At 63.7% G+C, this 21,802-nt stretch carries 29 protein-coding genes and 2 tRNA genes; 27 read left to right on the forward strand and 4 right to left on the reverse strand.

Translation table 11 applies throughout. The features are described 5' to 3' along the window. The first annotated feature begins 27 nt into the window (after nt 1-27). Nucleotides 28-804 carry a CAP domain-containing protein gene (locus ACYJ11_RS10730; RefSeq protein WP_461647765.1) on the forward strand — a complete coding sequence of 259 codons (777 nt, stop codon included), beginning with the start codon at nt 28-30 and terminating at the stop codon, nt 802-804. Nucleotides 805-1,679: 875 nt separating this feature from the next. Here the strand turns inward: ACYJ11_RS10730 and coxB are convergent. Continuing rightward, entirely contained in the window at nt 1,680-2,441 is a 762-nt protein-coding gene (gene coxB, locus ACYJ11_RS10735; RefSeq protein ID WP_461647766.1) for a cytochrome c oxidase subunit II, read from the reverse strand. 142 nt (nt 2,442-2,583) lie between these two features. On the opposite strand from coxB, the gene ACYJ11_RS10740 reads away from it, so the two are divergent. From ACYJ11_RS10740 to ACYJ11_RS10760, 5 genes are all read left to right on the forward strand, one after another. Continuing rightward, on the forward strand, nt 2,584-3,975 hold the full coding sequence (locus ACYJ11_RS10740) for a heme o synthase (protein ID WP_461647767.1): 1,392 nt from the start codon (nt 2,584-2,586) through the stop codon (nt 3,973-3,975). Continuing rightward, a complete protein-coding gene (locus ACYJ11_RS10745; protein WP_188980228.1) occupies nt 3,972-4,673 on the forward strand; it encodes a DUF7546 family protein in 702 nt (233 codons plus the stop codon). The genes ACYJ11_RS10740 and ACYJ11_RS10745 overlap by 4 nt, the downstream gene beginning before the upstream one ends. Before the next feature lie 31 nt (nt 4,674-4,704). After that, nucleotides 4,705-4,944: an Rdx family protein gene (locus tag ACYJ11_RS10750; protein ID WP_461647768.1), complete on the forward strand. Its 240-nt coding sequence runs from the start codon at nt 4,705-4,707 to the stop codon at nt 4,942-4,944. Nucleotides 4,945-5,218: 274 nt separating this feature from the next. Continuing rightward, a complete protein-coding gene (locus ACYJ11_RS10755) occupies nt 5,219-6,160 on the forward strand; it encodes an ABC transporter ATP-binding protein (RefSeq protein WP_461647769.1) in 942 nt (313 codons plus the stop codon). Beyond that, on the forward strand, nt 6,157-6,897 hold the full coding sequence (locus tag ACYJ11_RS10760) for an ABC transporter permease (RefSeq protein WP_188980233.1): 741 nt from the start codon (nt 6,157-6,159) through the stop codon (nt 6,895-6,897). Before ACYJ11_RS10755 ends, ACYJ11_RS10760 begins: the two co-directional genes overlap by 4 nt. A 17-nt stretch (nt 6,898-6,914) precedes the next feature. On the opposite strand, the gene ACYJ11_RS10765 is transcribed toward ACYJ11_RS10760, so the two are convergent. Continuing rightward, entirely contained in the window at nt 6,915-7,454 is a 540-nt protein-coding gene (locus tag ACYJ11_RS10765) for a protein-tyrosine phosphatase family protein (protein WP_461647770.1), read from the reverse strand. A 161-nt stretch (nt 7,455-7,615) separates the two neighbouring features. On the opposite strand from ACYJ11_RS10765, the gene cofD reads away from it, so the two are divergent. From cofD to ACYJ11_RS10790, 5 genes are all read left to right on the forward strand, one after another. Beyond that, nucleotides 7,616-8,608, forward strand: a complete 993-nt coding sequence (cofD, locus tag ACYJ11_RS10770; protein WP_461647771.1) for a 2-phospho-L-lactate transferase — start codon at nt 7,616-7,618, stop codon at nt 8,606-8,608. After that, nucleotides 8,608-9,354, forward strand: coding sequence for a tRNA-dihydrouridine synthase (locus ACYJ11_RS10775; protein WP_461647772.1), 747 nt, complete (start codon nt 8,608-8,610; stop codon nt 9,352-9,354). The genes cofD and ACYJ11_RS10775 overlap by 1 nt, the downstream gene beginning before the upstream one ends. Beyond that, nucleotides 9,327-10,190, forward strand: coding sequence for a triphosphoribosyl-dephospho-CoA synthase (locus ACYJ11_RS10780; protein WP_461647773.1), 864 nt, complete (start codon nt 9,327-9,329; stop codon nt 10,188-10,190). The genes ACYJ11_RS10775 and ACYJ11_RS10780 overlap by 28 nt, the downstream gene beginning before the upstream one ends. Then, a complete protein-coding gene (locus ACYJ11_RS10785; protein WP_461647774.1) occupies nt 10,187-10,813 on the forward strand; it encodes a DUF447 domain-containing protein in 627 nt (208 codons plus the stop codon). Before ACYJ11_RS10780 ends, ACYJ11_RS10785 begins: the two co-directional genes overlap by 4 nt. Nucleotides 10,814-11,003: 190 nt before the next feature. After that, on the forward strand, nt 11,004-11,195 hold the full coding sequence (locus ACYJ11_RS10790; RefSeq protein WP_004516807.1) for a 30S ribosomal protein S17e: 192 nt from the start codon (nt 11,004-11,006) through the stop codon (nt 11,193-11,195). A gap of 62 nt (nt 11,196-11,257) precedes the next feature. Here the strand turns inward: ACYJ11_RS10790 and ACYJ11_RS10795 are convergent, their stop codons facing one another. After that, nucleotides 11,258-12,319 carry an Mrp/NBP35 family ATP-binding protein gene (locus ACYJ11_RS10795; protein WP_188980246.1) on the reverse strand — a complete coding sequence of 354 codons (1,062 nt, stop codon included), beginning with the start codon at nt 12,317-12,319 and terminating at the stop codon, nt 11,258-11,260. A gap of 165 nt (nt 12,320-12,484) precedes the next feature. Then, nucleotides 12,485-12,784: a hypothetical protein gene (locus tag ACYJ11_RS10800; protein WP_461647775.1), complete on the reverse strand. Its 300-nt coding sequence runs from the start codon at nt 12,782-12,784 to the stop codon at nt 12,485-12,487. Between the two features lie 216 nt (nt 12,785-13,000). Between ACYJ11_RS10800 and ACYJ11_RS10805 the strand changes: the two genes are divergently transcribed. The 16 genes from ACYJ11_RS10805 to ACYJ11_RS10880 all read left to right on the forward strand — a co-directional run bounded on the left by ACYJ11_RS10805 (nt 13,001) and on the right by ACYJ11_RS10880 (nt 21,451). Beyond that, nucleotides 13,001-13,085 (forward strand) — tRNA-Ser (locus ACYJ11_RS10805). A 21-nt stretch (nt 13,086-13,106) separates the two neighbouring features. Continuing rightward, nucleotides 13,107-13,640 (forward strand): 30S ribosomal protein S13, encoded by a 534-nt coding sequence (locus ACYJ11_RS10810; RefSeq protein WP_005535607.1) that lies wholly within the window; start codon nt 13,107-13,109, stop codon nt 13,638-13,640. After that, on the forward strand, nt 13,640-14,155 hold the full coding sequence (locus ACYJ11_RS10815) for a 30S ribosomal protein S4 (RefSeq protein ID WP_004593562.1): 516 nt from the start codon (nt 13,640-13,642) through the stop codon (nt 14,153-14,155). The genes ACYJ11_RS10810 and ACYJ11_RS10815 overlap by 1 nt, the downstream gene beginning before the upstream one ends. Next, entirely contained in the window at nt 14,152-14,541 is a 390-nt protein-coding gene (locus tag ACYJ11_RS10820) for a 30S ribosomal protein S11 (protein ID WP_005535604.1), read from the forward strand. The genes ACYJ11_RS10815 and ACYJ11_RS10820 overlap by 4 nt, the downstream gene beginning before the upstream one ends. Before the next feature lie 3 nt (nt 14,542-14,544). Next, the gene (locus tag ACYJ11_RS10825; RefSeq protein WP_004963344.1) at nt 14,545-15,324 is read left to right on the forward strand and encodes a DNA-directed RNA polymerase subunit D; all 780 of its coding nucleotides are present in this window, start codon (nt 14,545-14,547) and stop codon (nt 15,322-15,324) included. Nucleotides 15,325-15,428: 104 nt separating this feature from the next. Continuing rightward, a tRNA-Leu gene (locus tag ACYJ11_RS10830) sits at nt 15,429-15,513 on the forward strand. A 24-nt stretch (nt 15,514-15,537) separates the two neighbouring features. Next, nucleotides 15,538-15,888, forward strand: a complete 351-nt coding sequence (locus ACYJ11_RS10835; protein ID WP_004516800.1) for a 50S ribosomal protein L18e — start codon at nt 15,538-15,540, stop codon at nt 15,886-15,888. Beyond that, a complete protein-coding gene (locus tag ACYJ11_RS10840) occupies nt 15,885-16,322 on the forward strand; it encodes a 50S ribosomal protein L13 (protein ID WP_004593558.1) in 438 nt (145 codons plus the stop codon). The genes ACYJ11_RS10835 and ACYJ11_RS10840 overlap by 4 nt, the downstream gene beginning before the upstream one ends. Continuing rightward, nucleotides 16,316-16,714, forward strand: a complete 399-nt coding sequence (locus ACYJ11_RS10845) for a 30S ribosomal protein S9 (RefSeq protein WP_004516798.1) — start codon at nt 16,316-16,318, stop codon at nt 16,712-16,714. Before ACYJ11_RS10840 ends, ACYJ11_RS10845 begins: the two co-directional genes overlap by 7 nt. Before the next feature lie 12 nt (nt 16,715-16,726). After that, nucleotides 16,727-16,927, forward strand: a complete 201-nt coding sequence (locus tag ACYJ11_RS10850) for a DNA-directed RNA polymerase subunit N (RefSeq protein ID WP_004516797.1) — start codon at nt 16,727-16,729, stop codon at nt 16,925-16,927. Further along, complete coding sequence (locus tag ACYJ11_RS10855) at nt 16,924-17,097, forward strand: DNA-directed RNA polymerase subunit K (RefSeq protein WP_004516796.1); 174 nt, start codon at nt 16,924-16,926, stop codon at nt 17,095-17,097. The genes ACYJ11_RS10850 and ACYJ11_RS10855 overlap by 4 nt, the downstream gene beginning before the upstream one ends. A 2-nt stretch (nt 17,098-17,099) precedes the next feature. Next, nucleotides 17,100-18,305 carry a phosphopyruvate hydratase gene (gene eno, locus ACYJ11_RS10860; protein WP_170098239.1) on the forward strand — a complete coding sequence of 402 codons (1,206 nt, stop codon included), beginning with the start codon at nt 17,100-17,102 and terminating at the stop codon, nt 18,303-18,305. Further along, nucleotides 18,302-19,120, forward strand: a complete 819-nt coding sequence (gene rpsB / locus ACYJ11_RS10865; RefSeq protein ID WP_004593551.1) for a 30S ribosomal protein S2 — start codon at nt 18,302-18,304, stop codon at nt 19,118-19,120. The genes eno and rpsB overlap by 4 nt, the downstream gene beginning before the upstream one ends. 100 nt (nt 19,121-19,220) lie before the next feature. Next, complete coding sequence (locus ACYJ11_RS10870) at nt 19,221-19,604, forward strand: DUF5518 domain-containing protein (RefSeq protein WP_461647776.1); 384 nt, start codon at nt 19,221-19,223, stop codon at nt 19,602-19,604. A gap of 58 nt (nt 19,605-19,662) precedes the next feature. Then, on the forward strand, nt 19,663-20,043 hold the full coding sequence (locus ACYJ11_RS10875; RefSeq protein WP_461648434.1) for a DUF5518 domain-containing protein: 381 nt from the start codon (nt 19,663-19,665) through the stop codon (nt 20,041-20,043). A gap of 70 nt (nt 20,044-20,113) precedes the next feature. Then, nucleotides 20,114-21,451: a cytochrome P450 gene (locus ACYJ11_RS10880; RefSeq protein WP_461647777.1), complete on the forward strand. Its 1,338-nt coding sequence runs from the start codon at nt 20,114-20,116 to the stop codon at nt 21,449-21,451. Nucleotides 21,452-21,802 lie beyond the last annotated feature (351 nt).

A 21,802-nucleotide genomic window follows, 5' to 3' on the forward strand; every position in this document is an offset into this window, starting at 1 on the left:
CATACCTCTGTAATCTATCCGTGGCATATGGTAAAGAAAGGGTTACTCGCTATCGCCGCCGTGGTGCTCCTCGTAGTTTTAGGGACGGGAGTCCTTATCGGAGCACAGTTCGCGGGCGGGACAGCGGATACGACGACACAGACAGCTGATTCACAGAGCGACGACGGCGGCGGCGGTAATGGCGGTAGTTCAACGGCGACGGCAACAGCCGGTAACAGTACGACGCCAACACCAACGGCGGAACCAAACGGAACAGTGACCGAGACAGCGACCCCACAGCAGGAGTCGATCCCGGCACGGGAGTTCAACGAACAGAACGTCTCGAACTACATCCGGCAGTTCCTCAACGAGGAACGCGAGGCCGCAGATGTCCCACCGTTCGAATCGGGACTTCGGACAGAAGAGGACCTCAACGAGATGGCAAAGAACCACAGCGAGCAGATGGCCATCGAAGGGAATGCGATCCACAAGATCGACGGCGTCTCCAGTAAAGACCGGTACGAAGACACCGGCCTCTACGACCGGTGTACGTTCGACTCTGCAGAGGGCGAGTACATCGAGCAGCCGGACCGAAACCGGTTTGAGGCAGTTGAGATGACAGTCGCCGGCCAGATGTACGAGGAGAACGGCGAGGAACTGTTCCATGCCACCGACAAGGAAGTCGCCAGAAAAATCGTCGATGACTGGATGGCGTGGCCGGACTACCGCGAACGGCTCACGCTCCGCAACGCCAATCTCGTCGGCATCGGCGTGGAGATAACCGATACCGGCAACGTGTACGCGACTGCCAACATCTGCGGCTAACGGCTGGACAGACGTACCGAGACACTGACAGCCGAGGTCGTTTGTGAGCGCTGTGTGCTGCCACTGCCCCACACCTCTGTCTAAGTTCTACATTTCCCCAAGCGAACAGTGTCGTCGGTACCTCGCTACTCTCTGTGGCGACCCGTTCGGAAACCGCTGGGGGCAGTACTCGATCAATCAACGGAACTCCACTAATACTGTCTCCTGTGGCTAAGCCGGGTACAGCCGTCATACCTCTCACAAAACACTTACATATACCATTTCACCAGTTGTTATGAATCGCCGACAAATCCTCTCAATCTCAGCACTTTCCATACCTCTCTCGGGTTGCGCCGAGTGGAATAGTAATGGCACAACCGAAAGCAACTCCCCAGCACCAGGGGCGACAGAAACGCCGGGCAAAACCGCCACTGAGACCGGGACGTCGCCTTCCACGGTATCGACACCGGAGTGTTGGCCATCGATGTGTGACGGGTCAAAGCTCGTAGAAGTCCAAGTCGTCGGTGCGTTCTCGGGTACTGTTGTCCTACTAGCCACATGCCAGGACAAGGAACTTTCAATTCCACCGGGGGAATCAGTCCAGATTAACCGCGATACGGACGCTCAGACCTGTCGAATTGTGCTCTCTGTCGACGGCAAGCAGGAATTCAGTGATACGGTCAACGGCCACCAGAGCGTGGATCTGACAGTCGGTTCAGACGGCGAAGTAACTGACAGATGGATCGTTCAGTAACGGACTGGCGGGCCGCTTTGGCTCTCTTACTCGACTCGGTCTGACTCCCAGTCACCGCACGGAAATACACGGTCTGCTGGACGGGTGGAATGGTCCGCAGTTCGGTCAGTTCTCGGACGGAAAAAGCCGCTCAGTTACCGCGTTACTCGCCGCTGCTTTCGGAGTCGCCACCGCTCTTCTGCTCTGCCAGCCAGTCCTCGTATTCGTCCTGTGGGACGACCTCAACGGTCCCGAGCATCTGTGAGTGTCCAGAGCCACAGTATTCAGCACAGTAGAGCTGATAGGTGCCGGTGTTCTCTGCGTTGGTCCGGAGGCGGTTGTACTGGCCGGGGAACGCGTCCGATTTCAGTCCAAGTCCAGGCACGTGGAACGCATGTAGCCAGTCCTTCGACGTAACCCGCAAGGATACGTCCTGATTGGCCGGTATCTTTAGGTCCGTCGTGGTGGTCACCTCCGCTTCACCGTCCCAGCTCGACTCGTTGTAGTAGAACGTCCAGCCGTACCGCTGGGCTTCGACGGTGATGAGTTCAGTGTCCTGTTCCTGCAGTGCGGCCTGGTCACCGGCCTCGGCGGTGACGTACGGGCTAGCCATCACCTGGTAGGAGGCGACGCCGACGAACAGGAGAATGATCGCCGTCGCGATGGTCCAGGTGACTTCGAGTCGGCGGTTCTCCTGCGTCGGAAGCGCCTCTTCCTGATTACGGAATCGCCAGACGGTGTAGATCAGAATCCCTTCGACGAGGACCGTAATCGGGATCGCCACGTACAGGAGGTTCATGTTCAGCCCCCAGATGAGGCTATCCGTCGTCGAGTCCTGAATCTGTGCGGCGGCGGCCGGCTCGGCGGCGAGCGCGAGCAACGCAGCACCGAACAGAGCGACCAGACCGGCACGTTTCCGGGTCATGGATGCGGCTTAGGATTTCGGGGATAAATAACTGCTGTCTTCGCCGCAGGCTCCCGATTTGCAGCAATAGGGCAGCGGAGCGGCTCCGGACAGAGACAGCGGAATCGCGAGGTCTAAGTGGCCAGCATCGAAGGATACAATAATGGCAGAGAGCCGGACCTTCACCGGGCTGCTCGCCGCGACCGCCGTCGGCGTGTACTTGCTAGTTCTCGCCGGCGCGACAACGACGCTTACGGATGCGGCGGCAGCCTGTACTACATGGCCGCTGTGTGACGGACCGGTCGACGTAACGAACACGGCCCTATTAGTCGCCTGGGGACATCGACTCGTCGCAGCCGCCGTTGGACTCCTCGTTGTGGCTGTGGCCCTTATCGGGCTCCGATCCGGCTGCCGCGGCCGTGTCAAGGCAGCTATCCTCCTCGGCACCGCGCTGTACCCGGTCCAGATAGCGCTCGGCGCTGTCGTCGCGACGAGCACCGAGACGGCACTCCCCGGTGCCCACCTCGCTCTGGGAATGGGCATCTTCGGCTCGTTCGTGCTGGCTCTCGCGTGGCACCTCGAAGCTGAGACGGGCAGTGATGACGAGACTCCAGTGAAGAACCCGACGCCCGCGCCGGAACCGACCGGAGACGAAATCGGTGGCCAAACCACCACACTCTCTCTCCGCGAACGGCTCGTCGGGACTGCGTCTGCGTACTTCCGCCTGATGAAGCCCCGGCTGATGTGGCTTCTGTGTCTGGTCGCTGCGGCTGGGATGGCACTCGCCGCCGGACAGACGCTCACTGTTCGGACGGTGCTGCTCACGCTCGGGGGCGGCGTCCTCTCTATCGGGGCGTCGGGGACGTTCAACCACGTTCTCGAACGCGACATCGACAAGCGCATGGACCGGACCTCGGATCGTCCTATCGCGACCCACCAGATCCCGGTCCGGAACGCGCTGGCCTTTGGCCTGCTCCTGTCGCTTGCGTCACTGTGGCTGTTCTGGCAGGTGAACGCGCTCGTAGCGGTCCTCGGGCTGACCGCGATTGTGTTCTACAGCGTCATCTACACGCTCGTGTTGAAGCCCAACACCGTCCAGAACACTGTCATCGGCGGAGCCGCCGGCGCACTGCCAGCGCTCATCGGCTGGGTTGCCGCCGACGGATCAGTCGGTCTCCCGGGCGTCGTCCTCGCCGTGGTCATCTTCCTTTGGACGCCAGCGCACTTCTACAACCTCGCGCTCGCGTACAAGGACGATTACGAGGCGGGCGGCTTCCCGATGATGCCGGTCGTCCGCGGCGAGACGGAGACGCGCAAGCACATCGTCTACTATCTCGGGGCGACGCTCATATCAGCAGGTGTTCTGGGTGTGCTCACGCCGCTTGGCTGGCTGTACGCCGTCACGTCGGTGTTGCTGGGTGCGGTGTTCCTCTGGGCCGTCATTCTGCTCCACCGCGAACAGACCGAAGCGGCGGCGTTCCGGGCGTTCCATGCGTCGAACGCCTACCTCGGGGCGGTCCTGATCGCCATCGTCGTCGACGCACTGGCACTATGAGCACCACGACAGCGACTCTCAGAGATGCAGTCCCGGACACGCGCTCGCTGGTGACCTGGGCAGCCGTGTTGAACGCGGAGTTCATCCTCGTTCTGGGCTACGTCCTCAACACGGCCCAACCCGCGACGGACCCGTTCCTGCTGGTGTTCCCGTTCATCTGGCTCAACATCGCCGGTCTCGTGTTTCTGCGAGTGCGGCCGGAACTGACCGACCGCCGTCGGACGGTTGGCAGTGCGGTTATCGCTCTCGGCTATCTGCTCGTACTGGGGTACGTTGGCGGCGTGTACGGCACGGGTGGTCAGGGGACTGGCATCCGATTGGTCACGCAAGCCCCACCGGGATTCTCGCCGACGATCGTGTTCAGTGGTGCGACCCTCAGTGTGGTGCTCATCCCCTGGAAGGTCGCCGGCTATCTGGCGCTGTCGTATCTGGTGTTCGTGACCGCTGTCGACGCAAGCGGCGGTGCGGTGGGCGGCATCGTCGGCCTCTTTTCGTGTGTCTCCTGTGTCCTCCCGATCATTGCGTCGATACTGGGGGGCTTCGTGGGTGTCGGGGCAACACTGTCACAGGCGGCCCTGTCCCAGTCGTATGGGCTCTCGACGGTGGTGTTCGTCACCTCGGTCGGACTGCTGTACGGCGTCCACCGCTTCGATGTGACACTCGTCGGTCGGCTCCGAGCACTAATCGACCGACCATAGAGCTTTCAGGCCGACAGGCGTAAGGGCCGGCATGAGTTCTGTCGAAATCGAATACTGTGTTCCATGTGGGTTCCGCGAACGAGCGGTAAACGTCCAGCAAGCGATTTTATCCGGACTCGAGCGCGAACTCAACAGCGTCCGACTGGTCATGGGCGACCACGGCGTGTTCAGAATCAGTGTCGACGACGAGACCGTCTACGACAAAGCCGAGGCCAGCGACGAGTTCGACGTAGACGCTATCGTACGTGAGATCCGATCGCACGTCACGTAGCAGGCCCCACAGTGATAGTGTGTGCCCAATACTGCGGTGGAGCTACCAACAGTTTGTGACGACCTAGCGCACAACAAACTATTTATTGTTTTGCTGTGACATCTTCGGCAAATGGCGACGAAAACCGAGTTCTGTGACCACTGTGAAGAGACGAACCCGGTCGTCACGGACAAGCCGTGGCTCCCCGCTGTCTGTCTTGAGTGTGGCCGCAACGTGTAGCCGATAGTCGCGCGAGAACGGAACTGCTTTCGGCCACCCGACCGGACGAGGGCGCATGGACGAGGTACTGGTCGCGTCGGATGTCGGGCGGCGCTACGGCGAGACGGTCGCACTCGACGGCGTGTCGCTGACGGCGACCGCTGGAGAAGTGCTCGCGCTGGTCGGTCCCAATGGGGCTGGCAAGACCACGCTGGTACGAGCGTTGACCGGAACGACGGACGCGACTGGCGAGGTACAGCTGTTTGGCCAGTCGCCCAGAACGGTCGCCCGCGACCGAATCGGGCTGTTGCCACAGTCGTTTTCGCCCCACGAGCGACTGACGGCGCGGGAACTGCTGGAATACTATGCTGGCCTGTACGACGATACCCGCGATGTCGAGGCCGTGCTCGACGATGTCGGTCTGGCCGATACCGCGAGCACCACATACGAGAATCTCTCGGGCGGGCAGCAGCGACGGACCTGCGTCGCGACGGCGCTGATCAACGACCCGGATCTGCTCGTACTGGACGAGCCGACGACCGGTATCGATCCGGCCGGTCGGCGTGACCTCTGGCGACTGTTGGAGGGACTCGCCGACCGCGGCGTGACGATACTCGTCACGACACACTACATGGAGGAGGCCCAGCGGCTCGCGGACCGCGTTGGCCTCCTCGCAGACGGGACGCTCATCGCACTCGACTCGCCGGAGCAGCTCGTGGCCGAGCACGGTGGCGACAGCCAGCTCATCGTCGATGGCTCCTTCGACGAAGCTGCCGTCTCAGCCATCGACTACCCGGCGGAGACAGCGATCCGGAACGGCCGGTTGGTCGTCTACGGCATCCGCCCGGAGTCTATCGGCAACATCACTGAGCAACTGGGGCAGGCGGGCATCGAGTACGACAGTCTGACCTGGAAACAGCCGGACTTGGAGGACGTGTACCTCGAACTCACCGGGACGGCTGTCGGCCAGCGCGGTGAACCACAGCAGACGGAGCCGGTCGCGGGTGGTGCTCAATGAGCCGGTTGGGGCGACTCACGGCAGAGACGCGCGCGGCGTCGCTGGCCTTCCTCCGGCGACGGACGGCCGTCTTCTTCACGTTCTTTTTCCCGGTCATTATCGTCGTTATCTTCGGCGTACTGGTCCAGACTCAGCCGGGCGGTGGCGGGCTGTTCACGGAGCCGCCGAGCTTCTACGCGCCGGGGTATCTGGCCGTCGTCGTCCTGTTTACCCCGCTCTCCCGCGTCGGCAGCGAAGTAGCGCGACATCGGGACGGCAACCGCTTCGAGAAGCTGGCGACGACGCCGCTGACCCGGACTGAGTGGCTGCTGGCACAGACGCTCGTCAACGTCGTCATCATCGGTATCGCCGGTCTCCTGATTCTGGGCCTGATGGTGTGGCTCACCGGCGCGACCATCCAACCGTCGGGGCTGTTGCTCCCCTTCGTCGGCCTCGGCGTCGCGCTGTTCTGTGCCGTCGGCGCGATGCTGGGCAGCCTCGCGGACTCACAGGACGGCGTCATCGCAGCGAGCAACGGCCTTGCACTTCCGCTGCTCTTCCTCTCGGAGACGTTCGTCCCACAGACACTTCTGCCCGCGTGGCTGCCGACGTGGCTCTCGCCGCTGACGTACTTCTCGCGTGGCGTCCGTGCCGCGACGACCGGCACTGGCGATGCACTCGGCCCGCTCGCCGTTCTCACCGCCTGTGCTGTCGTTGGTTTTGTGATCGGTGCGCGGTTGCTCCCACGGACAGACTGAGCGCCGACCGGAATTTTCTACAGGCGTGCGACCGATGATAACAGGTCGGACAGTTCCGCCGCAGTCGCGTTACCCGATTTGATAGCGTCTCTGGGGTCACGACCCATCTCCTGGACGGTCTCGATGGCGCGGTCCGGGCCGTAGTCGTAATGATACACTAGCCATGCGGCAAGTACCTGTCCGGTCCGGCCGATGCCGGCCAGACAGTGAACGACGACCCGTTCCTCTGATTCGCAGGCGTCAACCAGAAACGGCAGGATCTCGTCGTGGAGGCGGTCTTGAGGAATAAGTCGGTGGTCGGGAACCGGTACGTGGCGGACTGCTGACGTTCCGAAGGCCTCCCGATAGCGCCGGAGGTTAGCCCCAGCGCCGTCGAGCTGTTGGCCGGGAAGCAGACAGCAGATCCGCTCGATGTCGTGTGCCTGCATGTGTTCGATCCAATCATCGATAGCGTCCTGCTGCGTGGCGACCGTATGCCAGCCGGGCGCACAGGAGCCGTAGACGTACTCTTCGTTGGAGGTTGCAGGCGCGAAGCGGTGTGGATTCACGATGGGCATAGCACCCGTTATCCTGCCTATCCTACCGACCCTCTTCACTCTACCCACCCAGTTCTCAGCTGTGATTCTTCGAATAGAAGTCGGTCTCTGCGGGACCACGTTCCAGCCACATCCAGTTTCAGTGACCACGTTTATACTGTCAGTTCCCCCTACGTCGAGACATGGTGACGTTTCTTGCCGGCGGGACGGGAACGCCGAAGCTCCTCGCCGGTGCCGACGACGTGTTTTCGCCGACGGCGACGACTGTCGTCGCCAACACCGGTGACGATATCGAACTGGGGGGCCACCTCGTCTGTCCGGACCTCGATACCGTCCTGTTCCTCGACGGTGAGGTGCTCGATCGAGAGACGTGGTGGGGGATCGCCGACGACACCGCCGAGACACACACTGAACTGACGCGGCTGGCCGACGCCGCCGGGCTCGACGGTGGCCCACGATACCTCCCTGACGACGCACAGACTGCGGGCCGAGACATCGCCCGCTGGCGGCGCTTCTCCGGCGTTGCGGAGTTTATGCATATCGGCGACCGGGACCGCGCGGTCCACGTCACGCGGACCTCGCTGCTTGACGAAGGGTACTCACTGACAGACGCGACGCGGACGCTTGCGGACGCGTTCGAGTTGGAGCGGACGCTGTTACCGATGAGCGACGACCCTGTCGCGTCTATCATTCACACCCCGATCGACCAGATGCACTTTCAGGAGTGGTGGGTAGGACACAACGGAGAACCCTTGGTCGAAGACGTGGAGTTTCGTGGCTCCGAGGCGGCCAGCGCGACGGACGCCGTCCTGACCGCGCTCGACGATACTGTTGTCATCGGTCCGTCGAACCCCGTGACCTCGCTCGGGCCGATGCTCGCCGTCGACGACATCGAACAGGCACTGCACGAGACAACGGTCGTTGCCGTCTCGCCGTTCATCGAAGACACGGTGTTCTCGGGGCCGGCGGCTGACCTGATGGCCGGCGTCGGACTTGAGCCAAGCACCGCCGGCGTGGCCGAGGCCTACCCTTTCGCTGACGCGTTCGTACTTGACGACGACGATTCGACGCCGCTTGACGTACCGGCCATCCGAACTGACACGACCCTCGAAGACGCGGCCGACGCCGAGCGGGTGAACCGCGCTGTCGAAACGGCGCTGTCGGAGGTGGCCTGATGTTTGAGCCGCGCGTCGCCCTCGCGAGTCTGAGCGGGGAGGCCAACGCGTCGTGGGCCCGCGCGGTCGAATCCCACATCGGGTGTGCGTTCCTCGGCGGTATCGCGCTCGACGACCGGACCCGCGAGGCCGCCCGAGCGATGACGGACCGCGACCGCTCCGAGTTCCTGCCGGACGATCCGGTCGCGTTCGTTGACGATCAATTGGCTGCGCTGGCGGATGCACCGCTGCGCCCGGCGTTCAATGTACGAAGCGTGACACGTGACCCTGTAGCGCGTGCCGCCACCGTCTGTCAGCGCCACGACGCCATCATCGAGATCAATGCCCACTGCCGGCAAGACGAGATGTGCGCCGCCGGTGCCGGCGAGTCGCTGCTCCGGCAACCGGAACGACTGGCAGAGTTCGTGGAAGCAGCAGCGTCGACAGGGGCGACGGTTTCGGTGAAGGGGCGTGCCGAACTCGACGGCGTCTCGCTCCCGGCCGTTGCACAGACTATCGAAGATGCCGGCGGTGACATGTTCCACGTCGACGCGATGGACACGGAGTCAGTCATCGCCGACGTGGCTGCCGCCACCGACCTGTTCGTCGTGGCGAACAACGGCGTTCGCGGGACGGCGACCACACGAGAGTACCTCTCGTACGGCGCTGACGCCGTCAGCGTCGGTCGTGCGAGCGACAGGCCGGAGCTACTCGGCGAAGTCCGAAAAACGACAGCGGAGTGGTTCACGTCGGAGGTGTCACCGTGACCGAGCGGCCTGTTGCAGAGAACGCCCAGCTAGCACTGCTGCTGGAGGTCTCCGGCACGCCGAAACCGGGTAACGTCGACCGCGAGCGGGAGTACGACGACCTCCGGTTCGAGCACTTCATGGCCGGCGCTGTGGGGGCTCGGTCGGGTCTCGACCGTGCGGCCGAGGGCGACCCCATCGGCCCCGCGTTCGAGACAGCCGTCGAAGGAATGGCAGGCCAATCCGGTGGGAATACACAATTCGGGGCGCTGCTGGTGCTCACACCGTTAGTGGCCACGGCCGCTGACGGGCGACTGTCACCGTCCGGCGCGGACGCCGTGGTCCGTGGGACGACCGTCGAGGATGCGGCGGCGTTCTACCGCGCCTTCGAGCACGTCGATGTGGCTGTCGACGACCCGCCCGACGGTCTGGAGCCGCTCGATGTCCGCCGCGGGAGCGACGCGATCCCGGAACTCCGGGCACGTGAGCTGACGCTATTCGACGTGATGGCGTCCAGCGCGGATGTCGACGGCGTGGCCGCCGAGTGGGTCTCCGGCTTCGAACGCGTGTTCGAGGCCAGCGAGTGGCTACTGGACGGATCTGAGCCGGTCGCCGACCGTGCGTCTGACGCCTTCCTCGAACTGCTCGCGGCGGAACCGGACACGTTCATCGTCACACAGCAAGACCGCGAAACCGCCGAGGAGGTGCAGGAGCGGGCACAGGCCGTCCTCGACGGCGACGAAGACGCAACCGACCTCGCCGAGGAGTTCGTCCGGCGGGACATCAACCCTGGAACGACTGCGGATCTCGTCGCGGGTGCGCTGTTCGTCGCGCTGGAACGGGGGCTCGACGTGTGACGGGGGCTCCTTCGACAGGCGATGGTCCGGCTTCTGGTAATTCTGAGACACAGTGGCCTGTCACGATCGCTGGCGTCTCCGAGACCGTCGTCACCACACTGGGACCGAACGAGCGCTGGAACGTCGCGGCGCTGGGCGTCCATGCGCCGGACGGCGACGGCCCGGCCACGGCGACGACGTGGGGCCGGACCCGGACCTGGCGGAACTTCCGGGAGCGCGGGGACGGCTACGTTCAGTTCACGCGCGACCCAGTCGACTTCGTCGAGGCGGCGCTGTCGGTTCGGGAGGAAGACGACCCAGTTATCGACAGCGCGGATGCCTGGGTAGAAGTCAATGTCGAACAGCGCACTTCCGGGACGGAGGGCGACACGCAGTGGGTCGAGTGGGCGCTACACCCCGTCGATAGCACCATCAAGCGACGGGTCGTCCCGACGACGAACCGCGGCCACGCCGCCGTCGTCGAGGCGACCGTCGCGGCCTCGCGGCTGGACGTACCGAGCTACGACCGCGAAACGTTGCTGGACCGTCTCGCGTACTTCGAGTCCGTGGTCGAAACGGCCGGCAGCGAGCGCGAACGGGCGGCCTTCGAGCGCGTCCGCGATTTAGTCGACGCCGACTGGTAAGGATTCCACGCGGAATTTGGGGCAGACAGGCGACACACGGCGACCCGTGACAGACTGTGTCGCACTCCCGTGTACCCTGTCACGGCGACGGTCAGTGCATGGTTGCGGGTCGTCCCACCCCTACTGATAAACATTCGCGTGCGTGGTCCGTTCCGAACCCTTTTTGAGTGCGACCAAGCAAGTAGCGCGCATGGCAATCAAACCCGCCTACGTCAAGAAGACCGGGACGCTCCTCATGGAGCGATACCCTGACGCCTTCGGTGCAGACTTCGAACACAACAAAGACGTCGTCGAGGAACTGACCAACATCGAATCCAAGGGTGTCCGCAACCGCATCGCCGGCTACGTCACCCGGAAGATGAACAACCCGGTCGAAGCGTAACTCGGTTCTTTCTCTCTGTCTCCCGCGGTATCTGAGCGACTGCTCCCCTCAGCCACTGCCCGCTACTGTTCGGGCTGGGCGCGCTGGCTGTCGCTCTGTCGCTTCCGGTGGATGATTCCCTGCATGTTCGCGGTGCGAGCGGCGATGTCGCGGAACGACTCGCCAACGTCGCTGTCCTCGTCGAGAACGAGCGGTTCCCCGGTCGAACCTCCCTCCCTGACTTCGGGGTCGAGCGGGATGTCGCCGAGGAACGGCATCTCCGTTTCGTCGGCGAACTCGCGGCCGCCGCCGCTGCCGAAGATGTCGTGCGTGCCACCACAGTCCGGACAGACGAACGACGACATGTTCTCGACGATGCCCAGCACGGGGGTTTCGTGGCGACCGAACATCCGGAGTCCCTTCCGGGCGTCGTCGAGCGCGACCTCTTCCGGCGTGGTGACGATGACAGCCCCGGAAACAGGCACCTGCTGGAGCATCGTCAACTGCGTGTCGCCGGTCCCCGGCGGCAGGTCCACGACCATGTAGTCGAGTTCGCCCCAGAGCACGTCGTCCCACAGTTGCGTGAGGACGTTGTCGACCATCGGACCGCGGAAGATAACCGGGTCGTCCTTGCCCACGAGGAAGTCCATGCTCATCAGCTTCATCCCGTGTTTTTCCACAGGAATGATCTCCTCGTCCTCTGTCGCACGCGGCTGCTCGTCCGCGTCGAGCATCCGCGGGACGTTCGGCCCGTACACGTCGGCGTCGAACAAGCCAACCCGGGCACCAAGCCGCGAGAGGCCGGCAGCGAGGTTCACTGCGACGGTCGACTTGCCGACGCCGCCCTTGCCCGAGGCGACGGCGATGACGTTCTTGACCTTCGGCAGCGGGTCCTCCGCTTCCGGGACGCCGCGGTCGACGCTCGCCGAGAGGTCGATCTCGCGGTCCATGTCGCCCAGCGCCTCGCGGACCTCGTTCGCGATGCTCGTCTCCGTCGGCGAGTACGGCGCACCGAGCGCCAGGTCGATGCTGACCTCGTCGTCAGTCACGTCGATGCTGTTGATCAGCCCGAGCGAGACGATATCGTCCCCAAGATCCGGGTCCTCGACCGCTTGCAGGCGCTCGCGTACGTCATCTGTATTCATGCACAGGGTTAGGCTCTGGAGGTGCGATAAGGATTGTGACACCGCCGGACACGGCAGTAACCGAATTGGCGGCATCGAGATGTGCTGGCTCCAATTATCGTAGCTCCCGCGTACGCAAGCGCACGAGGTCGAGTAATGAAAATCGGTACAGCAGCCGTCTCGGACTCAAGGGCGTCGAAACACGTAGACGCCGCCGTCGTCAAGTTCGGCGCGTAGCTCACCGCTGTCGTGGTCGAACACGAGCTGCTCCGGCGTCCCGGCAAAGGAGTGTAGCGGCATGCCGGTGTCTATCGCGCCGTCGGGGGCCACTGTGACGTGTGTGCGGCCGCCGAAGTCGGCCCGGAGCGTTCCGTCGTCCGCCTCGGTCACGGCGTCCGGTCCCGCGAACCGTTCCAGCTGGCCGCGAACCGCCGTTCGGTCGGTCGGGTCGATGCCACCGCCGCCGTCGGTGATATGTCGGCGCATACGTTGACATGTGGTCCCAGTGACGAGTGTATTATGCCGGCCCCGTCAACGACCTGAGGCCTGTTACTCCATGCCTCAGTGGGTATGCCTTACAATCACGCGGCCGGCCCCCTTCGTTGCGTTTAAATACAACCCCGGAATAGAATCGGATAGACTCGTGTAGGGGGACCGGCCCCCGAGTCCGCGTGCTGCGGGCGCGAGTGTCATAGAACGCGTGTCGTGGTAGCCAAGCCTGGCCCAAGGCGCAGGGTTGCTAACTCTGTGGCGTACAGCCTCCGGGGTTCGAATCCCCGCCACGACGCTCACCCATCAGTACCTACATATGAGTGCAGAAGACCCCAACGCGGGCGAGGACGCGGATGCTGAAGAGGAGGAGGACATCCGCTATTTCGTCCGTATCGGACAGACAGACCTTGACGGGACGAAATCCGTCGAGCGAGCACTGACAGAACTGAACGGTATCGGCCACCGGGCCGCCCGAATTATCGCCCAAAAGGCGGACGTCGACCGGCGCGCTGTCTTCGGCAAGCTCGACGACGACGTTATCGAGCGCGTCGTCGACCGTGTCGAGAACTTCGCCGACGATGTGCCCGAGTGGATGACCAACCACCAGAAGGACTACTTCACCGGTGAGACCACCCACGAGACCGGCAACGACCTCCAGCTCACCCGCCGGCAGGACATCAACCGCATGAAGATGATCGACTCCTACCGCGGTGTCCGCCACAAGCGCGGCCAGAAGGTCCGTGGACAGCGTACCAAGTCCACTGGCCGAACGGAGGGGACCATCGGCGTCAACGTCGAGGCGATCAAGGAAGAGCAGGCTGAGGAAGCCGCTGCGGAGGATGACGAATAATGGCGCTTGGTTCAAACACGAAGTTCTACGAGACGCCGAATCATCCCTTCCAGGGCGAGCGCATCGCCGACGAGGCCAACCTCATCGGCCGCTACGGCCTGAAGAACAAAGAAGAGCTCTGGCGCGCACAGTCCGAGCTCCGCGGCTACCGCCGTGAGGCCCGGAAGCTGCTGGGCAGCGCCGGCGAGCACGAGACCGAGTCCGAGGAGTTCCTCGCTCGGCTCAAGCGCTACGGCATCCTCAACGAGCAGGACCAGCTCGACGACGTGCTGTCGCTTGACGTGACCGACGTGCTAGAACGCCGCCTGCAGACGGTCGTTTACCGCAAGGGCTACGCGAACACGCCCGAACAGGCGCGCCAGTTCATCGTCCACGGACACATTGTGCTGGACGACGCTCGCGTCACCCGACCCGGCATGACGGTCGAAACCGCCGTCGAGAGCTCGGTCGGCTTCGACGAGCACAGTTCGCTGTCGGACGAACTCCATCCTGAGCGCGCGGAGGCCCAAGAATGAGCGAAGACACCGAAGACATCTGGGGCATCGCCCACGTGCACGCATCGTTCAACAACACGATCATCACCATCACCGACCAGACCGGCGCGGAGACGCTCGCGAAGAGCTCCGGCGGGACGGTCGTCAAGCAGAACCGCGACGAAGCGTCGCCGTACGCGGCGATGCAGATGGCCGAGGTCGTTGCGGAGAAGGCCCTCGACCGTGGCGTCGAAGGCGTCGACGTTCGGGTCCGCGGTCCCGGCGGCAACCTCCAGACCTCGCCCGGTCCGGGTGCGCAGGCGACGATCCGCGCACTCGCCCGAGCGGGCCTGGAGATCGGTCGCATCGAGGACGTCACGCCGACCCCGCACGACGGCACTCGTGCACCCAAGAACTCCGGATTCTAACCAATGACACAGGACTACGAGGTTGAGTTCGTCGAACGCGGCGAGCGCGAGGCGCGGATCCTCGTGCGCGGCATCACGCCGGCTTTCGCCAACGGCATCCGGCGAGCGATGGTCGCGGACGTGCCGACGTTCAGTATCGACACCGTCCGCGTCATCGAGAACACCAGCGTGATGTTCAACGAGCAGATCGGTCTCCGACTGGGACTGGTCCCGCTGACGACCGACCTCGACGACTTCGAGATCGGCGACGAGGTGACGCTGTCACTGTCCGTCGACGGGCCGAGCACGGCCTACTCCAGCGACCTCGTCTCCTCGGACCCGATGGTCGAGGCCGCCGACGACAACATCCCGATAATCGATCTCAAGGAGGGCCAACGTCTCGAAGTCGAGGCCGACGCCGTCCTCGATACCGGTCGGGAACACGCCAAACATCAGGGCGGCGTGGCCGTCGGCTACCGACACCTCCAGCAGGTGGAGGTCGTCGGCGACCTCGGCGAGTTCGAGGACGACGACCCGAACATCCTGCGTGGCGTCATCGAAGAGCAGGCGGCCGAACACGCCGCCGGCGACGCCACCAACGGCGAACTTGTCGCGACAGACGAGTTCGACAACGACCTTCGGAACCGCTACCCCGGCAAGGACGTCGAGGTTTCGGACGTGCCGAACGCGTTCGTGTTCCACGTCGAGACGGACGGGTCGTTCACCACCGAGGAACTGGTCCTGCGCGCGGTCGAGACGCTGCGTGACCGCGCGACCGAACTGAAAGACGCAGTCCAGCTGTAACGATACAATGCCCCGACACACCCCACCACTACCGATGACCGCCCGCTCCCCGAGCGCGAGGACCGAAAGGGGTTTTACGGGGCACGCAAAACGAACAATCGCGCGCAGGGATAGCCAAGTTTGGCCAACGGCGCAGCGTTCAGGGCGCTGTCCCGTAGGGGTCCGCAGGTTCAAATCCTGCTCCCTGCACTTTTCCCACAACGGAGGAATCATATGAGTAAGACGAACCCGAGACTCAGTAGTCTCATCGCCGACCTGAAGTCAGCCGCCCGCAGTTCGGGCGGTGCTGTCTGGGGCGACGTCGCCGAGCGCTTAGAAAAGCCACGGCGCACACACGCGGAAGTCAACCTCGGCCGTATCGAACGATACGCCCAGGAGGACGAAACCGTTGTTGTGCCCGGCAAGGTGCTTGGCTCCGGTGTCCTGCAGAAGGACGTCACCGTCGCCGCTGTCGACTTCTCCGGAACCGCCGAGACGAAGATCGACCAGGTTGGAGAGGCTGTATCACTCGAACAGGCAATCGAAAACAACCCAGAAGGCTCCCACGTCCGGGTGATCCGATGAGCGTCGCAGAATTCGACGCGGATGTCATCGTTGACGCCCGCGACTGTATCATGGGCCGCGTCGCATCACAGGTCGCCGAACAGGCACTCGACGGCGAGACGGTCGCCGTCGTCAACGCCGAACGCGCCGTGATCACCGGCCGAGAGGAGCAGATCGTAGAAAAGTACGAGAAACGTGTCGACATCGGTAACGACAACGGGTACTTCTACCCCAAGCGACCGGACGGCATCTTCAAACGCACCATCCGTGGCATGCTGCCCCACAAGAAGCAGCGTGGCCGCGAGGCGTTCGAGAGCGTCCGTGTCTACCTCGGCAACCCATACGACGAGGATGGCGAGGTCCTAGACGGCACGTCGCTTGACCGACTGTCGAACATCAAGTTCGTCACGCTGGGCGAGATCAGCGAAACGCTTGGAGCGAACAAGACATGGTAACGAACACGTCTGGCAAGAAGAAGACCGCCGTCGCCCGCGCAACCGTTCGTGAGGGCGAGGGCCGCGTGCGTATCGACTCGCAGCCGGTCGAACTCGTCGACCCCGAGCTGGCGCAGCTCAAGATGCTGGAACCGTTCCGCATCGCAGAGGACGATCTCCGCGGCGAGGTCGACGTCGAAGTGTCCGTCGAAGGTGGCGGCGTCATGGGGCAGGCAGATGCCGCCCGAACCGCCATCGCTCGCGGACTTGTCGACCACACTAACGATGCCGAACTCCGTGACGCGTTCATGGAGTTCGATCGCTCGCTGCTGGTCAACGATGTTCGCCAGTCCGAACCCAAGAAGTGGGGCGGCCCCGGTGCGCGGGCCCGCTACCAGAAATCGTACCGCTAAGGTGATACAGGTATGATGGTACCGGTTCGGTGTTTCACGTGCGGTAACGTCGTCGGCGAGCACTGGGAGGAGTTCAAGGCCCGCACCCGCGAGGCCGAGGAGCCTGAGGACCCGGAGAAGGTTCTCGACGAACTCGGCGTCGAGCGGCACTGCTGTCGCCGGATGCTCGTCTCGCACAAAGACCTCGTCGACATCGTCTCACCCTACCAATGAACGCACAGGAAAGCCGCTACGAGAAGGCCCGCAAGCTCGGCGCGCGAGCGCTGCAGTTGGCCCACGGTGCTCCCGTGCTCATCGAGACGGAACACACCCAGCCGATACTCATCGCCGCCGAGGAGTACGACGCTGGCGTCCTACCGTTTACGGTCAACAGGAGTGACTAACGATGACGCTCATCACTGACATCCGACTCCGCCGCGTCCTCGACTCCCGCGGGAACGCGACTGTCGAGGCCGACGTCCTCACCGAGAGTGGGGGCTTCGGTCGTGGCAAGGCACCGAGCGGCGCAAGCACGGGCGAGTACGAGGCCATCGAGCTCCCCGCCAACGAGGCCATCGCCAAGGCCCGCGAGGAGGCACTCCCGCGACTCATCGGTGAGGTCCATGCCGGGAACCAGCGCGATGTCGACGCGGCGCTCCACGCCGCCGACGGCACCGACGACTTCTCCGGCATCGGAGCCAACAGCGCCGTCGCCATCTCGATGGCGGCCGCCAAGGCCGGGGCCGACGTGTTGGGCGCACCGCTGTACCAGCATCTCGGCGGCACGTTCCGGGGCAACGAGTACCCGACGCCGCTGGGCAACATCATCGGTGGCGGCGAGCACGCCGCGGATGCAACCAACATTCAGGAGTTCCTCGCGGCTCCCGTCGGCGCGCCGAGCGTCGAAGAGGCTGTCTTCGCCAACGCTGCGGTCCACCAGGAGGTCCACGACATTCTGGCCGATCGCGACCTGCCAGCGGGCAAGGGCGACGAAGGGGCCTGGGCACCGTCCGTCTCGGACGACGAAGCGTTCGAGATCATGGACGAGGCCGTCGAGACTGTCGCCGACGACTTCGGCTTCGCAATCTCGTTCGGCCTTGATGTCGCTGGCGCGGAACTCTACGATGATGAGGAGGACGGCTACGTCTACGACGACGGCGTCAAGTCCACCGAAGAGCAGATAGAGTACATCGCCGGGAAGGTCGAGGAGTACGACCTCGTCTACGTCGAGGACCCACTCGACGAGAACGATTACGAGGCCTTCGCGGACCTGACCGCACAGGTCGGTGACCAGACGCTCGTCTGTGGCGACGATCTGTTCGTCACCAACGTCGAGCGCCTGCAGGCCGGTATCAACGCCGACGCCGGAAACTCCATCCTGATCAAGCCGAACCAGATCGGGACGCTCACCGACGCTGTCGACGCCATCGAACTGGCGACGGCAAGCGGCTACGAGTCCGTCGTCTCCCACCGCAGCGGCGAGACGGAAGACACGACGATCGCACACCTCGCTGTCGCCACTGACGCACCGTTCATCAAGACCGGCGCGGTCGGCGGCGAGCGCACAGCCAAGCTGAACGAACTAATCCGTATCGAGGACAACGCAGTATGAGCGGCAACGAAAAAGAAGGTCTCGACGCGTCCGATTCCGACTTCGACCCGTCCGACGAGGACGACGAAGCGGTCGACGCGGAGACCGAAACGGAAGCCGAACAGCCCGCCGACGACGCCGAAGAGGCGACAGAGGCCGAACCAACCGACGACACGGACGCCGACGAAGCGGCCGACGCCGACGAGGCCGCCGGCCCACAGCTGGACGAGGACGTCATGCCCGACGAGCAGTCGGAAGCTGACCTCCTCATTCCTGTCGAGGACTACCTCGGTGCCGGTGTCCACATCGGGACCCAGCAGAAGACCCAGGACATGGAGCGGTTCATCCACCGCGTCCGGACCGACGGGCTCTACGTGCTGGACGTTTCGATGACCGACGAGCGCATCCGCACTGCCGCGGACTTCCTGGCCAACTACGAGCCGGAGCAGATCCTGGCCGCGTCGTCGCGCCAGTACGGCCGGTTCCCGGCCGAGAAGTTCGCCGAAGCGATCGGCGCACGCGTCCGCACCGGCCGGTTCATCCCCGGCACGCTGACCAACCCCGACTACGACGGCTACATCGAGCCTGACATCGTGGTCGTCACCGACCCGATCGGTGACGCCCAGGCTGTCAAGGAGGCCATCACGGTCGGCATCCCGGTCATCGCGATGTGTGACTCCAACAACACCACGTCGAACGTCGATCTGGTGGTCCCGACGAACAACAAGGGGCGCAAAGCGCTGTCGGTCGTCTACTGGCTGCTGGCCAACGAGACGCTCGACCGCCGCGGTGCCGAGCCGACGTACGGACTCGACGACTTCGAGTCCGACCTCTAACGTCGCTGAACTGTTTCGTTTTCTCAATACTGGGGCGCGAGTCGCAACGCCGGAAACACCAACACAAAACCTACCACGAGCCCCGGAGTAGCTCCGGGCAATGGGAGAGAGAGACACCTTTGTCAACGCCGTTATCGGTGCCGTTGCGACTGCGCTGTTGAGTGGGTTCGTCCCGCTCGCGCCGTTGCTCGGTGGTGGCCTCGCCGGCTATCTCGAAGGCGGTGAGCGAGCCGACGGGGTTCGCGTCGGGTTCCTGTCCGGCGTCATCGGACTGGTCATCTCGCTGGTTTTCTTCGTGGTCGTATTCGTCTTTCTGGCCGCGTTGCTGGCGTTCGTTCCCGATGCTCTGGGCGTGTTCGGCGCGATGGGGCTGTTCGTACTCGTACTGGGAACACTTACGACGGCCGCGTACTTCCTCGGTCTGAGCGCCCTCGGCGGCTGGCTGGGTAACTACGTCAAGTATGACACGACCATCGGCGACTGACTGGCCAGTTGCGCTGTCGGTAACTACATCACTGCGGCCGCCACTACTGCGAACGCATATGCGCGAGTCGGTGACAAACGCCGGTATTGGGGCACTGGTGACGGTTGCACTGTCGTTTATCCCCTTTTCATCCGTGGCTGGCGGTGCTGTGGCCGCGGCGAACAACGGCGGCGGCTACTGGACGGGGCTCTGGCTGGGAACGCTGGCCGGCGTCTGCGCGATGGTCCCCCTGCTTGCCCTCTTCATTCCGGCGCTGTACATCGCCGGCCTCCTCGGGTTCGGGATTCCGCCCGGAGCACCCGGATACGACCTGTTTCTGGTGCTCGTGTTCGTGTTCTTTCTGCTGTACACTGTCGGTCTCAGTGCCCTTGGTGGTCTCGGCGGCGTCTGGGTAAGGGGACACACCGACTGGCAACTAGACGCCGATCGCTGGCTCTAAACGTGCCTGAACCGCTCTCTTCCCGACATTTGGCATACCATTCAAGCGTGTCCGACACTAACGGTAGTCGATGTCAAAGACGCCGCCCGGACCGAAGGGCGAACCGTTGTTCGGCAGTAGTCGCACGTACGCTCGGGACCCGTTCCGGTTCATCTCGGCGCTGGAGCGGGCCTACGGCGACGTGGCCCGATTCGACATGGGGCCGATGGATACGGTTATGCTCTGTGACCCGACAGCAATCGAGCGCGTGCTGGTTTCGGAGGCAGACCGGTTCCGCAAACCCGACTTTCAGGGAGATGCGCTCGGGGATCTGCTGGGTGACGGACTGCTGTTGAGCGAAGGCGAGACGTGGGAGCAGCAGCGAAAGCTCGCCAACCCCGCGTTCTCGATGGCACGACTGTCGGGGATGGCCGACCGTATCACCGACCACGCGGAGGACCGTATCGCCGACTGGTCACACGGTGATGTCATCGACGCCGAGCAGTCGATGACCCGGGTCACGCTAGACGTGATTCTGGACCTGATGATGGGCGTTGAACTCTCCGAGCAGCGAGTCCAGACCATCGAGGAGCAACTGCTGCCGCTGGGTCAACGGTTCGAACCGGACCCCATCCGGTTCGCCATGCCAGAGTGGATGCCAATGCCCGACGACGCCGAGTTCAACCGCGCCGTGCGGACGCTGGACGAGGTGCTGGACGACATTATCGAGGTCCGCGAGGACTCGCTCGGGACGGATGAGGACGGTCCGATGGACTTCCTGTCGGTGCTCCTGCGTGCCCGCGACGAGGGGAACCAGTCGCCCGAGCAACTCCGCGACGAGATGATGACGATGCTGCTTGCGGGCCACGACACGACGGCACTGACGCTGACCTACACTTGGTTCCTGCTGTCGGAACATCCCGAGGTCGAACAGCGCGTCCACGAGGAACTGGACGAGGTCATCGGCGACGACCGGCCGGGAATGGAACACGTCCGCGAACTGGACTACCTCGAATGGGTGATCCAAGAGGCGATGCGGCTCTACCCGCCCGTGTACACCATCTTCCGGGAGCCGACCGAGGACGTGACCCTGTCCGGCTACGAGGTCGAGGCGGGAACGACGCTGATGGTCCCACAGTGGGGCGTTCACCGCTCCGAGCGGTTCTACGACGACCCCGAGACGTTCGACCCGGAGCGCTGGAAGCCCGAGCGGGCCAGCGAACGCCCGCGGTTCGCCTACTTCCCGTTCGGTGGTGGCCCGCGCCACTGCATCGGGAAGCACCTCGCCATGCTCGAAGCGCAACTCATCACCGCAACGACGGCCAGCCAGTACCGACTGGAGTTCCAGGGGGAGACACCCCTTGAGCTGTTGCCGTCGCTGACCGCCCATCCCCGGCAGAAAATGTCCATGCGCGTGCAGGAACGGTAACACGCACGCCGACACGACCGCTCCGGCGTCGTTGCCGGTTGCTACAGAGTAGGTTCGGCGTGAGAGTTGATTTGGTCACCAGCTATTTACTGCAGAGTCCCGTGTAAGCGTGCAAGAACAGCGGCCCTGCACGTCGCACCGGTGACCGATTTCAGCCTCGGTCACTACGGGAAGACCACGACCGCAACTAATTACCTACCCATCATGACACTGCTGCAGACCATCTCTGGCGACAATCGTCACACGCTGTTTGCAGTCGTCCTGCGCCCGGCCCTGTCTATAGACCGTTCGCAGAGCTACATCGCTCCGGTAATCCTTGGTCAGTGGAGTGATAGCTATCCCGGCGCAACC

It is taken from the genome of Haloarcula sp. H-GB5 (genome assembly GCF_054850705.1).

Coding starts and splice junctions, on each gene's coding strand:
- ACYJ11_RS10880 (WP_461647777.1), top strand. CDS start 20,114: ATGTCAAAGACGCCGCCCGGACCGAAGGGCGAACCGTTGTTCGGCAGT.
- ACYJ11_RS10750 (WP_461647768.1), top strand. CDS start 4,705: ATGAGTTCTGTCGAAATCGAATACTGTGTTCCATGTGGGTTCCGCGAA.
- ACYJ11_RS10835 (WP_004516800.1), top strand. CDS start 15,538: ATGAGTAAGACGAACCCGAGACTCAGTAGTCTCATCGCCGACCTGAAG.
- ACYJ11_RS10795 (WP_188980246.1), bottom strand. CDS start 12,319: ATGAATACAGATGACGTACGCGAGCGCCTGCAAGCGGTCGAGGACCCG.
- ACYJ11_RS10850 (WP_004516797.1), top strand. CDS start 16,727: ATGATGGTACCGGTTCGGTGTTTCACGTGCGGTAACGTCGTCGGCGAG.
- ACYJ11_RS10810 (WP_005535607.1), top strand. CDS start 13,107: ATGAGTGCAGAAGACCCCAACGCGGGCGAGGACGCGGATGCTGAAGAG.
- ACYJ11_RS10820 (WP_005535604.1), top strand. CDS start 14,152: ATGAGCGAAGACACCGAAGACATCTGGGGCATCGCCCACGTGCACGCA.
- ACYJ11_RS10755 (WP_461647769.1), top strand. CDS start 5,219: ATGGACGAGGTACTGGTCGCGTCGGATGTCGGGCGGCGCTACGGCGAG.
- ACYJ11_RS10775 (WP_461647772.1), top strand. CDS start 8,608: ATGTTTGAGCCGCGCGTCGCCCTCGCGAGTCTGAGCGGGGAGGCCAAC.
- ACYJ11_RS10855 (WP_004516796.1), top strand. CDS start 16,924: ATGAACGCACAGGAAAGCCGCTACGAGAAGGCCCGCAAGCTCGGCGCG.
- ACYJ11_RS10815 (WP_004593562.1), top strand. CDS start 13,640: ATGGCGCTTGGTTCAAACACGAAGTTCTACGAGACGCCGAATCATCCC.
- ACYJ11_RS10760 (WP_188980233.1), top strand. CDS start 6,157: ATGAGCCGGTTGGGGCGACTCACGGCAGAGACGCGCGCGGCGTCGCTG.
- rpsB (WP_004593551.1), top strand. CDS start 18,302: ATGAGCGGCAACGAAAAAGAAGGTCTCGACGCGTCCGATTCCGACTTC.
- ACYJ11_RS10825 (WP_004963344.1), top strand. CDS start 14,545: ATGACACAGGACTACGAGGTTGAGTTCGTCGAACGCGGCGAGCGCGAG.
- ACYJ11_RS10870 (WP_461647776.1), top strand. CDS start 19,221: ATGGGAGAGAGAGACACCTTTGTCAACGCCGTTATCGGTGCCGTTGCG.
- ACYJ11_RS10765 (WP_461647770.1), bottom strand. CDS start 7,454: ATGCCCATCGTGAATCCACACCGCTTCGCGCCTGCAACCTCCAACGAA.
- ACYJ11_RS10845 (WP_004516798.1), top strand. CDS start 16,316: ATGGTAACGAACACGTCTGGCAAGAAGAAGACCGCCGTCGCCCGCGCA.
- ACYJ11_RS10800 (WP_461647775.1), bottom strand. CDS start 12,784: ATGCGCCGACATATCACCGACGGCGGCGGTGGCATCGACCCGACCGAC.
- ACYJ11_RS10745 (WP_188980228.1), top strand. CDS start 3,972: ATGAGCACCACGACAGCGACTCTCAGAGATGCAGTCCCGGACACGCGC.
- ACYJ11_RS10730 (WP_461647765.1), top strand. CDS start 28: ATGGTAAAGAAAGGGTTACTCGCTATCGCCGCCGTGGTGCTCCTCGTA.
- cofD (WP_461647771.1), top strand. CDS start 7,616: ATGGTGACGTTTCTTGCCGGCGGGACGGGAACGCCGAAGCTCCTCGCC.
- ACYJ11_RS10840 (WP_004593558.1), top strand. CDS start 15,885: ATGAGCGTCGCAGAATTCGACGCGGATGTCATCGTTGACGCCCGCGAC.
- coxB (WP_461647766.1), bottom strand. CDS start 2,441: ATGACCCGGAAACGTGCCGGTCTGGTCGCTCTGTTCGGTGCTGCGTTG.
- ACYJ11_RS10790 (WP_004516807.1), top strand. CDS start 11,004: ATGGCAATCAAACCCGCCTACGTCAAGAAGACCGGGACGCTCCTCATG.
- ACYJ11_RS10740 (WP_461647767.1), top strand. CDS start 2,584: ATGGCAGAGAGCCGGACCTTCACCGGGCTGCTCGCCGCGACCGCCGTC.
- eno (WP_170098239.1), top strand. CDS start 17,100: ATGACGCTCATCACTGACATCCGACTCCGCCGCGTCCTCGACTCCCGC.
- ACYJ11_RS10875 (WP_461648434.1), top strand. CDS start 19,663: ATGCGCGAGTCGGTGACAAACGCCGGTATTGGGGCACTGGTGACGGTT.